Below are 15,729 nucleotides of genomic sequence, written 5' to 3' on the forward strand. Positions count from 1 at the left end.
GACGGTGGGATTTGAACCCACGGTGCCCTTAACGGGCACTCCACCTTAGCAGGGTCAAGATATCCGGCACCTAGCTGCAACTCTCGGGAGCGGATGCCACGAATACAGGGCCATGCACAACGGGCGGATGACTGCAACTGTCCCCTCGCTGTCCCGACTCGCCGCTCCGAAAAACCCACAGAGGCCGTTGGGACGATGTGGCGCGCCCGTCGGGGCTTGCTGAGCAGAAGCGCCGAACGGGCCGAGGCATTAGACACCGGATATAGGGCGTCGTCGTCTGACGTAGCACGGTTACCAGCGATTTTTAGGGCGATTTTGATAGCGATTTTGTGGTCGATTCGAAACGAACTTATGTGGCCGTTTCTATGGCGGTTACGGTGTTTGTCGAGTAATGTCAAGGACATGGCAGCGACAACAACGACCCAGAAGCCGGGGATGCGCGCGTACGACGACGCGATCCGATCGACCTTCCCCGAGCTGGTCACCAAGCTGCGCGAAATCGTGGGCGTGCGCCTGGTCGCGTACATCGGCAACGTCAAGTCGACGAAGCCGGTAGCGGAGTGGGCCGTCGGCCCTCGTGAGCCCGGCGAAACGGATCGAGACCGACTGTTTGTGGCTTACCAGATCGCCGCCCTCCTCCGCGAGCAGAATGAGGCTGTGACGGTGCAGTCGTGGTTCAAGGGGATGAACCCGGCACTTAAGGACCTTTCACCCGCCCGCGCGCTTCGCGAGGGGGACCCCGCCGAGGTGGGTCCGGAGGTGATGGCGGCCGCGAAGTCGTTCGCGTTCATCGGATGACCGGCCTGGCGACGTCAGACGGCCAGCCAAAGGGAGGCTTGGCGCGTCGGCCGGAGACCGAACCCGCGGGCGTGGACGGACGGCGCTACGCCAACGACGAAGGCCGATTCAACGGACGCTGGGACGACCAGCTCGCTGAGTTCCGAACGATCTACGTCGGCGAGACCCTACTGGCCTGCCTACCCTACAGCGCGGCGATGAGCCCCGGAAGGTCTGTCATGCGGTCGAAGATCATCGTGCGCTCGCCCGCGAGGCGCTCGGCGGAGGTCAGTCCGGCGTACGCGAATACGCGCATCCCCGCCGCGCGTGCCGCGCGCACACCGAACACGCTGTCCTCGACGACGACGCAGTCGGCCGGCGCGACACCCATCCTCTTCGCCGCCCACAGGTAGACATCCGGCTCGGGCTTGCCGCGCTCGACGTCCTCCGCACTGAAGATCCGCCCGTCGAAATGCGCCAGAAGGCCGGTGGCGTGGAGGGATTCCCGGATGCGCGCATGACCGCTGTTGGAGGCCACACAGGTGGGCAGGGAAAGCTCCCCCAGGCTCTCCCGGATGCCGGGAACGGCCCGCAGCTCGGTGCGGAACGCCTCGGCGTACCAGGCGCGGTACGGATGCTCCCAGCCCGGTTCGAGCGGCCGCCCGAGCATTTCGGCGACGCCCGCCCGGTAGACCTCCGACGAAGCGCCTACGAACCGTTCGAGGATCTCGTCGAGCGACACCTCGCAGCCGAGGTCGGCCAGCACTCGCCGGCCGACACGGGCGGCTAGCAGCTCACTGTCGACGAGCACGCCGTCGCAGTCGAAGATCACCAGCTCGGGCGCTCCGTAGGCCGCCACGCTACTTCCCGATCCCCTCGGCGAGCCCGCGGACGAAAAACCGCTGGGCGGCGAAGAAGAAGACGATCATCGGGATCGACGCGAGGGACATGCCGGCGAAGATCATCGGGTAGTTCGTCGACAGCTTGGATGCGAGGTTCGCGAGACCCACCGGGAGCGTCATCGTGTCGGTGCTGCTTACGAAGATGAACGCGAACAGGTACTCGTTCCACGCGAACAGGCACTGCAGGATGACGGCCGACACGACGATCGGCATCGACATCGGCAGCGTCAGCCTCCAGAACTGCTGCGCACGGGAGCACCCGTCCAGTCGCGCCGCCTCGTCCACCTCGTACGGCAGGTCCACCATGTACGACCGGATGAGGAAGGTCGTGAACGGGATGCGGAACGCGGTGTAGAGGATGGTAAGGCCGAGCAGCGAGTCGTAGATGCCGAGGCTCTGCAGGATCCGCAGCAGCGGGATCAGCGCGACCGTCGGCGCGAGCATCATCCCGCCGACGATGAGGAACAGCACCGTGCGCGAGAACGGGATCGTGAGCTTCGTCAGCCCGAAGGCCGCCCAGGCGCTGATGAGAGTCGTGGCGATGATCGACGCGACCGTGACGATCACGCTGTTCCACATGTACTGGCCGACGCCGAGATTCCAGGCATCCACGTAGTTCTTCCAGAACAGCGTGGTGGGCAGTCCGAAGGGGTCGGCGAGAAACTGCTGGTTGACCTTCAGGCTGCTCAGCAACATCCAGAACAGCGGGACGATGACGATCAGCGCCATCACGAGGAGGACGCCCCAGACGACGAGACGCAGCAGGATGCCGGCGAAGCCGAGCTTCGAGACCGGGCGGTTGTCGGTCGCGGTCACCATTCGACTCTCCTCCGACGCGAGATCCACAGCTGGACGACCGCGAACACGGTCGTGATGACGAACACGACCGTGGCGATCGCCGCCGCATAGCCGAACTCGTTGTTGATGAAGCCGGCGTGGTAGAGCCAGGTGCCGAGCACCTGACTGCTGTTGTTCGGCCCGCCCGCGGTCATGACCATCACCTCGTTGAACACCTGGAAGGCGCCCGTCACCGTGACGATGATCAGGAGCGTGCTCATCTCCCGCACGAGCGGCGTGGTGATGTGCCAGATGCGGCTGAGCGAGCCCACCCCGTCGAGGTCGGCGGCGTCGTACAGCTCGCGCGGGATGCGCTGGATCGCGACGGAGTACAGGAGCGTCGTGTACCCGAAGCTCTGCCACTGGCTCATCACGATGATCGCCCAGATAGCGGTCGACTCCTGGCCGAGCCACGCCTGCGCGTACTGCCCGAGGCCCACGATGCGGAGGAATTCGTTGAGCAACCCGGTCTGCGGCTGGTAGATGAAGTAGAAGAGTAGGCCGGCGACGGTGAGCGAGATCGCCGAGGGGATGAAGTAGATCGCACGGAGGATGCCGCCGTGCTTGCGCACGTACGTCTCGACGAGGGCCGCGAGCACGAGCGCGCCGGCGACCTGGAAGATCAGCGAGACGACGGCATAGGCCGTGTTGTTGAACAGCGATCGCCAGAAGATCGGGTCGTTCGCAGTCTGCACGTAGTTGGCGGCGCCGACGAACTCGGGGACCGGCTTGAAGACCGACCACTGGAAGAAGCTCAGGTAAATGTTCTCCAGCAGCGGGTAGTAGACGAAGACGGCGATCAGCGCGAGCCCCGGGATGACCCAGAGGAACGACCGCCAGCCGCCGATCGCCCGCATAGGCGATCGGCGGCCGACGGGGCGCTGTCCCCGCTCGGCGCGAGCACTCTTCGGAGTGATCAGCGCCTCGGTGACGGTGACTTTGCTCACGGACGGGTTCCGCTCACTTGGATCCGGCAGCCGCATGCTGCACGGACTTCATGACGCTCTCCGGCGTACCGGTACCGCCCACGAGAGCCTCGCCGCCGGCGAGGTAGGCCTGCGCCACCTGCGGCGACGTGACCGTGTCGAGCCAGATCGCGAGGCTCGACGCCTTGCCGAGCTTGTCCATCGCCTCGACGATCTGGGGCTGCGTCGTCGCGGTGTCGAGAGAGTCCTTCACCGGGCTCGGGTAGCCGCTCATGAGGTCGGGCATCTTCGCCGCGCCCTCCTTGGACACGATGAACTTGAGGAACGCGACGGCCAGCGCCGGGTTCTTCGACTTCGGGCTCACCATGAACAGGTCGGGTGCGCCCACGAGGGAGCCGGTGTCGCCCTTGGCACCACTGGCGGCGGGCAGCTGGAACAGGCCGAAGCCGTCCTTGTCGAGCGGAGTGTCCTTGAGGAGCCCGATCTCGAGCGACTCGAGGTACATCATCGCGGACTTGTCGGAGCCGAAGGCGACCTGGGCGTCGGTGTGGTCGATGCCGTTGCCGGTCGTGCCCGTGGTCGTGCACTGGTCGATCAGCTCCTTGAACTGCTCGAGCGCCTTGACGTAGCCGGGGTCGGTGAACGATCCCTTGTCCGACGAGTAGTCCTTCGCGAGGGTGTCTGCGGGCACGTTGTACGCGTTCAGCTGCGTGACGTAGTGGAGGGCCGGCCAGCCGTCCTTGTTTCCAAAGTTGACGGGAGTGATGCCCTTCGCCTTCAGGGTCTTGCACGTGCTCAAGAGCTCCTCGAACGTCTTCGGGACCGTCAGGCCGTTGTCCGCGAAGATCTTCTTGTTGTACATCATGAACTTCGCGTCGAGGTCGATCGGAACCCCGTAGTTCTTGCCGTTGTACTCGCCGGCGCCGACGGCTGAAGGGACCAGCGACTCGTTCCACGCAGTGCCCTTGCCGATGGCAGAGGTCAGATCGAGCGCGAGACCCGCGTCGACGAACTGCTTCGCGTACGAGCCGGGCCAGGAGAAGTAGATGTCCGGGATGCTGTTGGAGGATGCGAGCACTTTGATTTTGTCCTTGTAGCCCTGGTCGGACTCCTGCTGCACGTTGACGGTAACACCGGGGTGCGCCTTCTCGAACTCCTTGGCGAGCTCGGGGAAGTACTTCGACACGCTTGGGTCGGAGAACTTGTTGACCATCGAGATCGTGCCCCTGTAGTCGACCTTGCTCAGGTCCGCGGTATTGCTGCCGTTTCCCGTCGACTGCGCCGCGCAGCCGCTGAGAAGAAGCACCGCACCGACGACCCCCGCAAGGACCTTCGTCTGCCGTGATGCCCTCATGTTCGCACTCACCTCTCTGTGTCACGTGCGCCGCTCACCGCGGTCAGAGGCAGTCTAAACAGACGTTGAGACCGGTGTCAATCGTGCGGAGGTAACGATCGTGCTTCGAGAAATCTGCCGCTGCGCCGCGGGATGGCTCGCATCCGCTGGGCGCCCGACGTATCCACAGACCTGCGCGAATCGCGGAATCACGGGCGACTTGACCGATGGTCATCAGACCATTCATACTGTTGTCCGACAACTTACCCGCGCACTTACGCCGAGAGAAGGACCTGTGACATGCTGAACTTCGACGCCGAGAGATTCGTCCGCATCCAGAACGGAGCCCTGGACCTCAGCGGTCCGCTCCAGGAGCTCATCGAGACGCTGCTGGCGGACGGCGCGCGGAACCTGTTCTTCCTCGGCGCCGGCGGTGCGGGCAAGCTCATGGAGCCCGCCGCCCAGCTCGTCGCCAGGAACTCGGACTTCCCGGTGCACCTCGAGAACGCCGCCGAGCTCGTCGCGATGGGGTCCTCCAACCTCGGCCCTGGATCGATCGTCGTCATCCCCTCGCTCTCGGGCACGACCCGCGAGGCCATCGCGGTCCTCGCGTACGCGGAGGAGCGCGGAGCGAAGGTCATCGCCCTCACGGCGCACGCCGAGTCCCCCGTGGGACAGCAGGCCGACTTCACCTTCACCGCGTTCGCGGAGGACGACACGTCGTCAGAGTCGTTCTACCTGCAGTCGCTCGTCATCGCCCTGTCGATCCTCCACCGGCTCGGCCGCTATGACGGGTTGGAGTCGACGCTGGCGGAGCTACGCACGCTGCCGGAGTCCCTCGTCGCCGTCAAGGAGGCGTTCGAGGAGACCGCCGCGCAGATCGCCCGCGACATCCAGCACGACGACTACCACATCGTGACCGCCGCCGGCCCCGCATGGACGGAGGCCTGGTACTACGGGACCTGCATCCTGGAGGAGATGCAGTGGATCCGCACGCGCCCCGTGCACGCTTCCGACTTCTTCCACGGCACGCTGGAGCTCGTGGAGGCCGGCGTCAGCGTCCTCGTCTTCAAGGGCGAGGATGCCTCCCGCCCACTCGTCGAGCGCGTCGAGCGGTGGCTCCCCTCGGTGACGGATCGGATGACGGTCATCGACACCGCAGCGTTCGCCCTGCCGGGCATCTCGCCTGAGGTCCGCGCGCTAATCCCGCATGTGCTCATCGCGACCGTGCTGGAGCGGGTGAGCGCCCACCTCGAGGTGCTGCGCGACCATCCGCTGACGACGCGTCGCTACTACCGCCGCATCGACTACTGACGGTGGCGGCGGTGGTGGTCAGCAATGCCCGCGTGGCGGTGGTCGGCGACAATACCGTCGACCGCTACCTCGGAGGCCCCGAGTACGTCGGCGGGAACGCGCTGAACGTCGCGGTGCAGCTGCGCCTCCAGGGCGTCACGGCCACGTACTTCGGCGCGGTCGGCGCCGATGCAGACGGCCGGGAGATCGCGGGCGCGCTCCGCCGCCACGGTGTGGGGACCACGGGGCTCGTGACCGCCGACGGCCCGACCGCGGTCACTGAGATCCGGGTGACCCCCGAGGGCGACCGCGTGTTCGTGCGCGAGGACTTCGGCGTCACCGCCGACTACCGGCCGTCAGATGCGGAGCTCGCCCTCATCGCCGGGCACGACTGGGTCCACATCGGGATGCTCCCCCGGGCCGCCGAAGCCGTGACTAGGCTGCGTGCGCTGGCCCCCGGCATCCGGATCAGCCAGGACTGCGCGGTGTCCCCCGGGTACGCCGGGCTCGACGTCGCGTTCTGCTCGACGGGGGAAGACGTCGCCGCCGCGCTGCGCGCGGCTGACGATGTGCTGTCCGCAGGCGCCGCACTCGCAGTCGTCACGCGCGGCGCGGCTGGGGCGTTCGCCTCGGACGGCCGCCACAGCTGGCGATGCGCCGCTCTGCCCGTCGATGTCGTCGACACCACGGGCGCCGGCGACAGCTTCATCGCGGGCTTCATCGCCGCGCGGCTGGCGCGCACTCCTGTGCGCGGCGCGCTCGAGGCCGGCGCCCGCGTGGCTGCGCGCACGTGCGGACACCTGGGCGGATTCCCCCAGTGACGACAGGACGGGGATGAGCGAAGCGGTACGCTCGCCTCAGGATGCGAGGATGAGTGGATGAGGAAGCGCCGCGGCCGCACCGTGCGGGAGAGCCGATGACGTCGCCGCGCAGCGCGTCGGCAGGGGGCCGCGCGCCCACCTCCTCGCTGCGCGACGACATCGCGAAGCTGATCGCCGACGACGGACTCGCACCCGGCGACCGCCTCCCCACCGAAGCGCGACTCGCGGAGCGCTTCGGCGTGGCGCGCTCCACGGTTCGGGAGGCCTTGAAACGACTCGAGGAAGAGGGTCTGGTCGACGCTGTGCAGGGCAAGGGCCGCTTCGTCTCGGCGATCGCTGCGGCGATCGTGGAGCGCCCTATCACCCGTTACGAGGGTGTGACGGAGATGCTCACGCGACTCGGCTACGCGGTCACGACGTCCGTGTTCTCGATCGGCGAGGTCGCGGCGGACGTCGCGCAGGCGGAGGCTCTGCAGGTCGCTCCGGGGACACCGCTGATCCGTCTCGCGCGTCTGCGGTACGGCGACGATGAGCCGCTCGTGTTCAGCGTGGACCACGTGCTGCGGGATGCACTGCCGGGCCCCATCGCTCACCGCGACTGGTCGGAGCCGCTGACCGATGTGCTCGAGGCGTATGGTCAGCAGGTGACGTCATCCGTCGCGCGCATCAGTGCGGTGGACCTGCCCTTCGAGATCGCACGCAGACACCGCCTCAGCGGCCTCGGCCCATGGCTGCTGGTCACGGAGACCTGTCTCACCCGGACGGGCCGGCGCGTCCTGCTTGCCGACGACTACCACCGCGGCGCGGCCATCGGATTCAACGTCCGCCGGCAGCGCTGACCCGCGTCCGCGGGGCGGCGACCGATGCCCGCGGCACGAACGTCGCCGGGATGGAATCCACAACCGCATCGCCGTCGTCCCCCGCGATCCGCGCGAACGCGTGCTGCGCCGCCGCCCGACCGAGCTCGAGCATCGGCTGCGCGATCATCGTCAGCGGCGGCTCCATGACGCTCGCCCACGAGCTGTCATCGAAGCCGATCACCGAGACGTCGCGCGGGTACGCGAGCCCGGCGGCGCGGATCGCGCGCAGCGTGCCGACCATCGCATCGGTCTCTGTGGTGAGCACCGCCGTGGCCGGATCCGGAAGGGCGAGCATCTCCCCCACTGCCCCGACCGTCACCTCTTCGTTGTACTCGCAATGCGTCACGAGTTCCGGATCGAACGGGATGCCGGCCTCGTCTAGCGCGTCGAGGTAGCCGCGGAGGCGCTCCGAGTCGCTCCACAGCCAGCTCTCCGCGAGAGCAAGCAGCCGGCGGCGGTCGCCTCCGCGTTCGCGGGACTTGGGCCCCCACACGAAGGCGATCCTGCGGTGCCCGCGGTCGACGAAGCGCCGGACGGCGTCGTGCGCCGACTCCCGGTTGTTGATGACGACGGCGTCGAGATCCAGCCCGCGCACCTTGCGGTCGATGAGGACGATCGGGATGCGGCGACTCATCGCCTCGAGGATGTGCGAGGTCTCGTTGGGCTGCAGCGCCGCAGACGCGATGATCATCGCGTCGGCCTGCTTGTCGATGAGTACACCGACGGCGGAGCGCTCCTTCGCGAGATTCACGTCCGTGCTCAGGACGATCGCGGTGTAGTCGGTCGCATCGCAGGCGTCCGCGATTCCGCGCATCACGCCGGCGAAGAACGGGTTGCTGATGTCGGCGACGATGACGCCGATCGTCTGCGTAATCCCGGTCGTCATGCTGCGCGCGAGGCTGTTGGGCCGGTAGTGCAGCTTCTCCGCGGCCGCGAGCACTCGCGCCCGCGCCTCCGGGCTGACCGCGCCGTAGTTCCCGAGGGTTCGCGCGGCGGTCGCCTTGCCGACGCCTGCCTCCGCGGCCACCTCTGCGACGGTGGGAGACGAGACCGAACGGGACCTTTGCGACGGTTTCGCGTCCCCGTCGTGACGAGCTGCCATCTCCCCAACTTACCCGACGGAGAGAGAGTCGACCCCTGCGTTGACACGCGCCCGCGCCTCGCGCGGGGTGGGCCGGCCGTGGCCGAACGCGCCGTCGACGAAGCACTGCTCCGCCGCAAACGACGACCCTGCGGACAGCGCCGCGTCGATCGCTCCGGCGGAGGGGACGACGCCCTTCCGCCAGCCCGACGCGAGGAGCGAGGAGACGACCGCCGCCAGCAGGGCGTCGCCGCATCCCATCGTGTCCGCGATCGGACGGTCGCCGGCGAGGGGAACCGCATCCACACGATGCAGGTCGGCGCCGTCGAACAGCAGGGCGCCCTCAGCGCCGCGGGTACCGAGGGCAAGGCCGGCGCCCTTCGCCACGACGGCGCGCAGCAGCTCGCCCGTGTCCTCCTCGCCGAGGTGCGAGCACGACAGGAGCGCCAAGTCGAGGTGCGGCGCCAGCACGTCCAGATACTCCGGCGACCGGAACTGGTCCTCGCTGGACAGGTCGTACGTCACGAGGACATCCAGGCCGTCCAGCATGGGGATCTGCGTCTCCGATGCGGAGTACACGCTGGAGTGGACGAGGTCGAAGCCTGCGATGTAGCGCAGGTCCTCGCGGGACAGCAGGATCGGTTCACGGATGGTGACGCCACCGTCGTTGCCCCCGCGGAAGACCCTGTCGCCGTCGACGACCTCGACCCTCGCGATGCCGGTCTCCCCGTCGCGCACGACGCAGCGCGAGACGTCCAGCCCGATGGCGGCGAGTTCGGATCGGAGGAAGTCGCCTGACCCGTCCGACCCGAACGCGCCGAGATATGCCGCGTCGATCCCCAGCTCATGGGCGAACACCGCGAAGTTCACGCAGTTTCCGCCCGGGTAGTCGATGCGTCGGTCGATGAACCGATCGATGACGTTGTCACCGAATCCGAGAACCTTCACGGCAGAGGCCATCAGTAGTCGACGACGCGGTAGTAGCGGCGGAGGTCCAGACGGTGGTTCCGGACCAACTCGAGGTGTGCGCTCAGGCGGCTCGCGGCGGTGCCGATGACGAGCGGCGAGACCAGAGCGCGGAACGCCGGGTCGAAGCCTTCGAGGGCATAGTCCGCTGTGTCGAAGACGGTCACGTCGTCGGAGTAGAGCTCGACGAAGTCTCGGACGCGATCCATGAGCGGACGCGTCTCGTCCTCGCCGAAGAACAGGAGGGTCGTGGTGTCCTTCTCGATGAGCTCGAGCGAGCCGTGGAAGAATTCCGCCGCGTGGACCCGCGTCGTGTGCAGCCACTGGCATTCCTCCAGCACGCACATCGAGTACAGGTAGGCATAGCCCCACACGTTGCCCGATCCGACGACGAAGAGGTACTCGACGTCCTTGTGCTTGTTGGCGAAGACGGATGCCTCGGAGTCGGACTTCTTGGCGACGTCGACCAGAAGGGACGGCAGCAGCGCGAGCTGGTCGGCGAACCGCTCGTATTCAGCGAACTCGCCACGCGCGTTCAGGAGGCCGGTCACGAGCAGCAGCAGCTGGATGTCGTACGAGTGGGCGCTGGAGAGGAACACGTGGTCGAGCGCGGCGGCGAAGGGGCTCTCGGCCTCGCCCGTGAAGCCGACGGTGACAGCCCCCTGCGCCTTCGCCCACTCGATCGCCTTGTTGACGTCGGGCGTGGAGCCGGTGGCCGACACGAACACGGCGAGCGAGCCCTCGCCGAAAGCGGTGTCGGGCACGAGGACGAACTCCTGCGCGATCGCCGCGGTGCCGGGCAGGGTCGACTTCGTCTGCAGGAGCAGCGCGTAGGGCATCATCTCGGCGTAGGAGCCGCCGGCGCCAAGGAAGTAGACGTTCTTCACGCCGTCTCCCAGCTGGGCGACCAGCGCCTCGATCTCGGGCCGGAGCGCCACCGCGCTCGACAGCTGGGACGTGAATTCTTCCTCGTTGAACTTGAGCACGACTGCGATCTCCTTCTGACTCTGAATCGAGGTGATACCGGTATCACTTCGATCATGCTGACATACGGCGCTGCCATGGTCAAGTCGGCGCGAGACGAGCGGCCGGCGCGGCCACCGACCCTCGCACGATGAGCTCCTGCTCGAGGACGCGGACCTGCGGATCCTCCGCCGCGCCGACGATGCGGCGGAGCAGGATGCCGGCGGCCTCGGCGCCGATCGCGTGCATCGGCTGCGCCATCACGGTGATCCCGGGCTCGACGAGCCCCGTCCAATCGGCGTCGTCGAACGCGACGAGCGACACGTCTTCGGGGATCCGCAGCCCGAGGTCCCGACACGCCCGGTACACCGCCAGGGCGATCAGGCTGTCGGACGCGACGATCGCCGTGACGCGGGCGCCGCCGGCGAGGACTTCGACCGCCACGGGCTCGACGTCCTCGCGGGGTGCACCTAGGCGCACCACCGCGCTCTGCTCGGCACCGGCGTCGCGCATCGCCTGCTCGAACCCCGCGACCCGATCGGCGACCGACGAGATCGAAAGGACGTCCCCGCGCCGGTACCCGCCGGGATGCTCGAGCGTCGACAGGAACGCGATGCGCCGATGCCCCGCATCCGTCAGCAGACGGGTCAGCACCCTCGCGCCGCGCCTGTTGTCGGCGATCACCGCATTCACGTCGAGCCCGGGCACCGTACGGTCGAACAGCACGAACGGGCGGCCGGCGGCGACGACCGCGCGCAGAGCGTCGCCGTTCCTCGAAGAGGCCGGAGCGATGAGCAGCCCGTCGACGCGCTTGTCGAGCTGGACGCCGATCGCCTTCGCCTCGAGCGCACCGGCCTCGTCGGAGTTCGACAGGATGAGCTCGTACCCCGCAGCGTCGGCCGCATCGGATGCGCCGCGGGCCGCCTGCGCGAAGAACGGGTTCTGGATGTCGCCGACCACCATGCCGATCGTGTTCGAGCGCCCGGTGGACATCATCCGCGCGACGGCGTTCGGCCGGTATCCGAGCTGAGCCGCCATCCGACGCACCCGCTCGCGCACTTCTGCGCGCACCGCGCCGTAGTCGCCCAGCGAGCGGGCCGCGGTGGCCTTCGAGACCTGCGCCGCGACCGCGACATCACGGAGAGTGACCTCGCGCCGCCCGACTGCCCTGTCCATGGCATCCCCTCTTCTGCTTCTGCGCCTTGCGGTCGCGGTTGACGACGGTTCACCCGAGGGTTACGCTCCCAGTGTACTGAGACCGGTACCACATGCGGGCGAATTCGTGTCCCGCCGCAGCCGACCCGAAGCGATCGCCCCTGGAGATGCTCCGCATGAACAACGCCGTCACGGCCCGCCCCACCCGCACGGCGATCGTGGGATTCGGCGTCTCCGGCCGGGTCTTCCATGCCCCGCTGATCACCGCATCGCCCGACTACTCACTCGACGCGATCGTGACGTCGGATCCAGGCCGCGCCGCAGAGGCCGCGCGCCTGCACCCGCGGGTCGCCCGGCTCGCGGCCTTCGACGATCTACTCCTCCGGGCGGACGACCTCGACCTCGTCGTCCTCGGCTCGCCGCCGGCGACGCACGCGGCGCTGGCCACCGCGGCGATCGACGCCGGGCTCGACGTCGTCGTCGACAAGCCCTTCACCGTCTCCTCGGCGGAGGGGCGCGCCCTCGTGGCGCACGCGGCGAACGCCGGTCGGCTCCTCACGGTCTTCCAGAATCGGCGCTGGGACGGTGACTATCTCACCGTGCGGCACCTGATCGGAGAGGGCGGCCTCGGCGACGTCGCTCGCTTCGAATCACGGTTCGAGACCTTCAAGCCCCGACCGCGCGACTCATGGAAGGCGCAGACGAGCGCGGCCTCCGGCGGCGGCATCCTCTACGACCTCGGCGCCCACCTGATCGACCAGGCGCTGCGTCTGTTCGGCCCCGTCGACGACGTCTCCGCCGAGCTCGCCGTCCGTCGGCGGGGCGCCCCGGCCGAGGACGACGCGTTCGTGGCACTGCAGCACGCGTCCGGCCCGATCTCGCACCTATGGATGTACTCGATGGCGCCGCAGTCCGGCCCGCGTTTCCGCGTACTCGGCTCGGTCGGCGGCTACACGACCTGGGGCCTGGACGGACAGGAGGCTGCGCTCGCCGCAGGCATGTCGCCGCTCGACCCCGCCTACGGCGTCACCGCACCGGATCAATGGGGGATGGTCGGCGCGGAGCCCACCCTGACGCCCGTTCCGACCGAACGCGGCGACTACGGCGGGTTCTATCGACGACTCGCCACCGCCATCCGGCACGACGGGCTGGTTCCCGTCGATCCGGCCGACGCCGTCGAGGCGCTCGAGCTGATCGAGCGCGTGCACCGAGACGTACAGCCACGATGATGCTCAACCGAGCGAAGAGGGAAGACCGATGACCGAGCACCAGCCAGACCATGTCGTGATCCTGGGCGGAGGGATCTTCGGGTCTTCGGCCGCCGCACAGCTCGCCCGCCGAGGGGTGCGCGTAACTCTCGTAACGGAAGGAGCTCTCGCCGGCGGTGCATCCGGTCGGTCCCTCGCATGGCTGAACGCCGCATGGAAGTGGCCGCAGCCGTACTACGCCATCCGCGTGGCAGGCATCGATCGCTGGCGCACGTGGGGCGCCCGGCATCCCGGCTCCTTCCACTATCTGCGCTTCACCGGCGGGCTCATGTGGGCCGACGAGGACGACGGCGAATCGCTGCGCGACCTCTTCGCCCTGCAGCGCGAGCGCGGCTACAACGCCGAGTGGGTCGCCCGCGACCGCATCTCACGGGTCGCGCCAGGCGTCGACCCCGCAGCCGTCGCCGCCGAGGGCGCGATCTTCAATCCCGGTGAAGGCTGGGTCGACCTTCCCTCGGTGATCCGGCTCCTCGCCGAGGAGATCGTCGAGTTCGGGGGCACGATTGTCGAGGACGCCGGCCCGTCACAGCCGATCGTCGCGGACGGGAAGGCGACGGGTGTACGCACCGCCACCGGTCATGAGATCTCCGGGGATGCGGTGCTGCTCGCGACCGGACCGTCCGTCCCCCTGCAGCTCGCCGAGCTCGGGGTGCAGATCGGCACGTCGAGCCCGCCTGCGTTCGTGGCATTCACCACGCCGGTGGACCTTCCACTCGAGGTCACGCTCAACACCCCGCACGTCGCCATCCGCCGCACCGTGGACGGCGGCCTCGCGATGGACTCGGGCTGGTCCGAGAGGTCGATCGCGGTGGCCGCGGACGGGTCGCTGCAGATCGCCGACGAGGTCGTCGGACGACTGCTGGCCGAGGCCGCGCGGGTGCTCCAAGGACACCCGGCACTGGAGGTCGCTCGGATCGGAGCGGGCTACAAGCCGGTCCCCGCCGACGGCGAACCGGTATACGGCGGCATCGGCGAGGTCCGCGGGCTGTACGTCGCATTCAGCCACAGCGGGGCGACGCAGGGGCTGATCGCAGGCGAGCTGCTCGCCGACGAGATCGCCACCGGATACGTGTCGCCGCTCATGACCCCTTTCCGCCCCGATCGCTTCATCCGCTGACCGACCTGCCTCGAAGGAGTCGGCTGCCTCACGCGCACGACCGTCGAAGGTCAACATCGACCCGAGGCCAGCTCGAGCCGGGCTGTGGAGAGCCACGAGGCGGTACGGTTCCGTGTGGCCATTGGGGAACCGCAGCAGTACCTCGCGCCCCCGCGCGAGACCGCCGAACTCTTCGAGCCCGTCGACGTCGCGCATGCGGCCGAGGATACCCGGCTCGACGTGCAGTTGCGGCGTCAACGACGGCGACGGAGGACTCGCAGGCGGAGCAGACGCGAGGTGGTCAGCGATGGTCAGCATGCTGGAAACCAGGCTGATTGTGGTGAGGACGACGGCCGAGGGCCGACGCCGAGACGAGCCGCGCCCGGTGCCGGTTCGTGCTGTGGTCCCCGTTCGGATCGCTTACAACGACGTGATCGAGACGGACGCCGAAGTACTGGCCTGGACGCCGTCGAAGAAGCCTCGCGGACGGTCAGACGGTGTACCCGGCGTTCCAGGTCGTGAACGGCGCGATCGTTCCCGGCATGCGTGAAGTGCTCAACGAGCTTCGACGCGGCATCGACGACGAGTGGACCTGGGCGCTGTGGCCGAACACTCCCGTCCCAGATCAAGCCGCCGAGGAGGGGGCGAGCCGCCACCGGCGAAACATTGACCGGTTGATCGCCGGCGAGGTCGAGTCGATCGTGAAGGCTGCTGAGCGCACTGCTGCGAACTGGGCCGCGTGACCGCCACTCAGGGGGCACCGGTCCCAGGGCAGGACTACCGAAAGATGCCGCGACACACCGTGTCCGCGGAGACCCAGATGTACCGGGCGCACAACACAGCGCGCGGTGCATGGTAGTTCGATAGCAGTCGCAACGGGCGTTTCAACCTCCCGGCCCCTTCGGGAACCTGCTACTCAGCGACCAAGGCCGAGACCGCGGTGCGCGAGAAGCTCCGGGACGCAGTGAGCGCGTCGAATGTCATCTCGCGAGCGCTGGCCGAGTCCATCCAGGTCTCGACCATGGCGGTACCGGTCGACTACGAGTGCGCTGCGGTCAGCTCTGAGCGCGCGGTCCGACTCGGGATCGTCCGCGAGCTGGTCACCATGGAGGATTACGCGAACCCGCAGCAGTGGGCGGAGACCATCCAGGCGAACTCGTTCGAGGGGTCGACTACGCCTCCGCGTACACCACTGGAAGCGCGACGGCTCTGGCCCTGTTCGGTAGCGCTGGCTCCCCCGGCCCACGCTTCACTGAGGCGCGCCACATAACCGGCCCGGAGGCCTGCGAAGCGTCCGGCATGGTCGTCGCGGGGCCGCCCGCGCTCAAGTCTCTGACCGTCCTCTAATCGGGTCCGGGACGAGCGATCAGCTAGTAATCACCGAGCGAACGAAAGAACTGTCGGCGCTCGTGAGGAACTGGTCAGTTTCGCTCTTTGAGATCTGAACAGTT

At 68.0% G+C, this 15,729-nt stretch carries 15 protein-coding genes and 1 pseudogene; 8 read left to right on the forward strand and 8 right to left on the reverse strand.

Going from position 1 to position 15,729, the window contains the following annotated elements:
* Positions 1 to 435 precede the first annotated feature (435 nt).
* On the forward strand, positions 436 to 798 hold the full coding sequence (locus Q0Q23_RS17715) for a hypothetical protein (RefSeq protein ID WP_295127254.1): 363 nt from the start codon (positions 436 to 438) through the stop codon (positions 796 to 798).
* A gap of 184 nt (positions 799 to 982) precedes the next feature.
* Here the strand turns inward: Q0Q23_RS17715 and Q0Q23_RS17720 are convergent, their stop codons facing one another.
* Genes Q0Q23_RS17720 through Q0Q23_RS17735 form a run of 4 tightly spaced genes read right to left on the reverse strand, consistent with a single transcriptional unit; the run spans position 983 to position 4,796 of the window.
* The gene (locus Q0Q23_RS17720) at positions 983 to 1,636 is read right to left on the reverse strand and encodes an HAD family phosphatase (protein ID WP_295127257.1); all 654 of its coding nucleotides are present in this window, start codon (positions 1,634 to 1,636) and stop codon (positions 983 to 985) included.
* A 1-nt stretch (position 1,637) separates the two neighbouring features.
* Positions 1,638 to 2,498 (reverse strand): carbohydrate ABC transporter permease, encoded by an 861-nt coding sequence (locus Q0Q23_RS17725; RefSeq protein WP_295127260.1) that lies wholly within the window; start codon positions 2,496 to 2,498, stop codon positions 1,638 to 1,640.
* The gene (locus Q0Q23_RS17730; RefSeq protein ID WP_295127264.1) at positions 2,492 to 3,463 is read right to left on the reverse strand and encodes a carbohydrate ABC transporter permease; all 972 of its coding nucleotides are present in this window, start codon (positions 3,461 to 3,463) and stop codon (positions 2,492 to 2,494) included. The genes Q0Q23_RS17725 and Q0Q23_RS17730 overlap by 7 nt, the downstream gene beginning before the upstream one ends.
* A 13-nt stretch (positions 3,464 to 3,476) precedes the next feature.
* A complete protein-coding gene (locus Q0Q23_RS17735) occupies positions 3,477 to 4,796 on the reverse strand; it encodes an ABC transporter substrate-binding protein (protein WP_295127267.1) in 1,320 nt (439 codons plus the stop codon).
* Positions 4,797 to 5,075: 279 nt separating this feature from the next.
* Here Q0Q23_RS17735 and Q0Q23_RS17740 point away from each other — a divergent pair, with 279 nt between their 5' ends.
* Genes Q0Q23_RS17740 through Q0Q23_RS17750 form a run of 3 tightly spaced genes read left to right on the forward strand, consistent with a single transcriptional unit; the run spans position 5,076 to position 7,728 of the window.
* Entirely contained in the window at positions 5,076 to 6,089 is a 1,014-nt protein-coding gene (locus Q0Q23_RS17740) for an SIS domain-containing protein (RefSeq protein WP_295127270.1), read from the forward strand.
* A 2-nt stretch (positions 6,090 to 6,091) separates the two neighbouring features.
* Complete coding sequence (locus Q0Q23_RS17745) at positions 6,092 to 6,889, forward strand: PfkB family carbohydrate kinase (protein ID WP_295127273.1); 798 nt, start codon at positions 6,092 to 6,094, stop codon at positions 6,887 to 6,889.
* Positions 6,890 to 6,942: 53 nt separating this feature from the next.
* A complete protein-coding gene (locus Q0Q23_RS17750) occupies positions 6,943 to 7,728 on the forward strand; it encodes a GntR family transcriptional regulator (RefSeq protein ID WP_295127277.1) in 786 nt (261 codons plus the stop codon).
* On the opposite strand, the gene Q0Q23_RS17755 is transcribed toward Q0Q23_RS17750, so the two are convergent.
* From Q0Q23_RS17755 to Q0Q23_RS17770, 4 genes are all read right to left on the reverse strand, one after another.
* Complete coding sequence (locus Q0Q23_RS17755) at positions 7,706 to 8,776, reverse strand: LacI family DNA-binding transcriptional regulator (RefSeq protein ID WP_295127280.1); 1,071 nt, start codon at positions 8,774 to 8,776, stop codon at positions 7,706 to 7,708. The two genes, Q0Q23_RS17750 and Q0Q23_RS17755, sit on opposite strands and share 23 nt — an antisense overlap.
* Positions 8,777 to 8,860: 84 nt before the next feature.
* Positions 8,861 to 9,778 (reverse strand): PfkB family carbohydrate kinase, encoded by a 918-nt coding sequence (locus Q0Q23_RS17760; protein WP_295127283.1) that lies wholly within the window; start codon positions 9,776 to 9,778, stop codon positions 8,861 to 8,863.
* A gap of 11 nt (positions 9,779 to 9,789) precedes the next feature.
* Positions 9,790 to 10,782, reverse strand: coding sequence for an SIS domain-containing protein (locus Q0Q23_RS17765; protein WP_295127286.1), 993 nt, complete (start codon positions 10,780 to 10,782; stop codon positions 9,790 to 9,792).
* A gap of 79 nt (positions 10,783 to 10,861) precedes the next feature.
* Positions 10,862 to 11,935 (reverse strand): LacI family DNA-binding transcriptional regulator, encoded by a 1,074-nt coding sequence (locus Q0Q23_RS17770; RefSeq protein ID WP_295127289.1) that lies wholly within the window; start codon positions 11,933 to 11,935, stop codon positions 10,862 to 10,864.
* A 155-nt stretch (positions 11,936 to 12,090) separates the two neighbouring features.
* Here Q0Q23_RS17770 and Q0Q23_RS17775 point away from each other — a divergent pair, with 155 nt between their 5' ends.
* The 4 genes and pseudogenes from Q0Q23_RS17775 to Q0Q23_RS17790 all read left to right on the forward strand — a co-directional run.
* Positions 12,091 to 13,143 carry a Gfo/Idh/MocA family oxidoreductase gene (locus Q0Q23_RS17775; RefSeq protein WP_295127292.1) on the forward strand — a complete coding sequence of 351 codons (1,053 nt, stop codon included), beginning with the start codon at positions 12,091 to 12,093 and terminating at the stop codon, positions 13,141 to 13,143.
* A 28-nt stretch (positions 13,144 to 13,171) separates the two neighbouring features.
* Entirely contained in the window at positions 13,172 to 14,299 is a 1,128-nt protein-coding gene (locus Q0Q23_RS17780) for an FAD-binding oxidoreductase (protein ID WP_295127294.1), read from the forward strand.
* A 476-nt stretch (positions 14,300 to 14,775) separates the two neighbouring features.
* Positions 14,776 to 15,021, forward strand: coding sequence for a hypothetical protein (locus Q0Q23_RS17785; protein WP_295127297.1), 246 nt, complete (start codon positions 14,776 to 14,778; stop codon positions 15,019 to 15,021).
* Between the two features lie 140 nt (positions 15,022 to 15,161).
* A pseudogene (locus tag Q0Q23_RS17790) lies at positions 15,162 to 15,548 on the forward strand (hypothetical protein); the annotation flags it as partial.
* Between the last annotated feature and the right edge of the window lie 181 nt (positions 15,549 to 15,729).

The sequence above is a fragment of the uncultured Leifsonia sp. genome, from assembly GCF_945957465.1.
GTDB lineage: Bacteria > Actinomycetota > Actinomycetes > Actinomycetales > Microbacteriaceae > Leifsonia.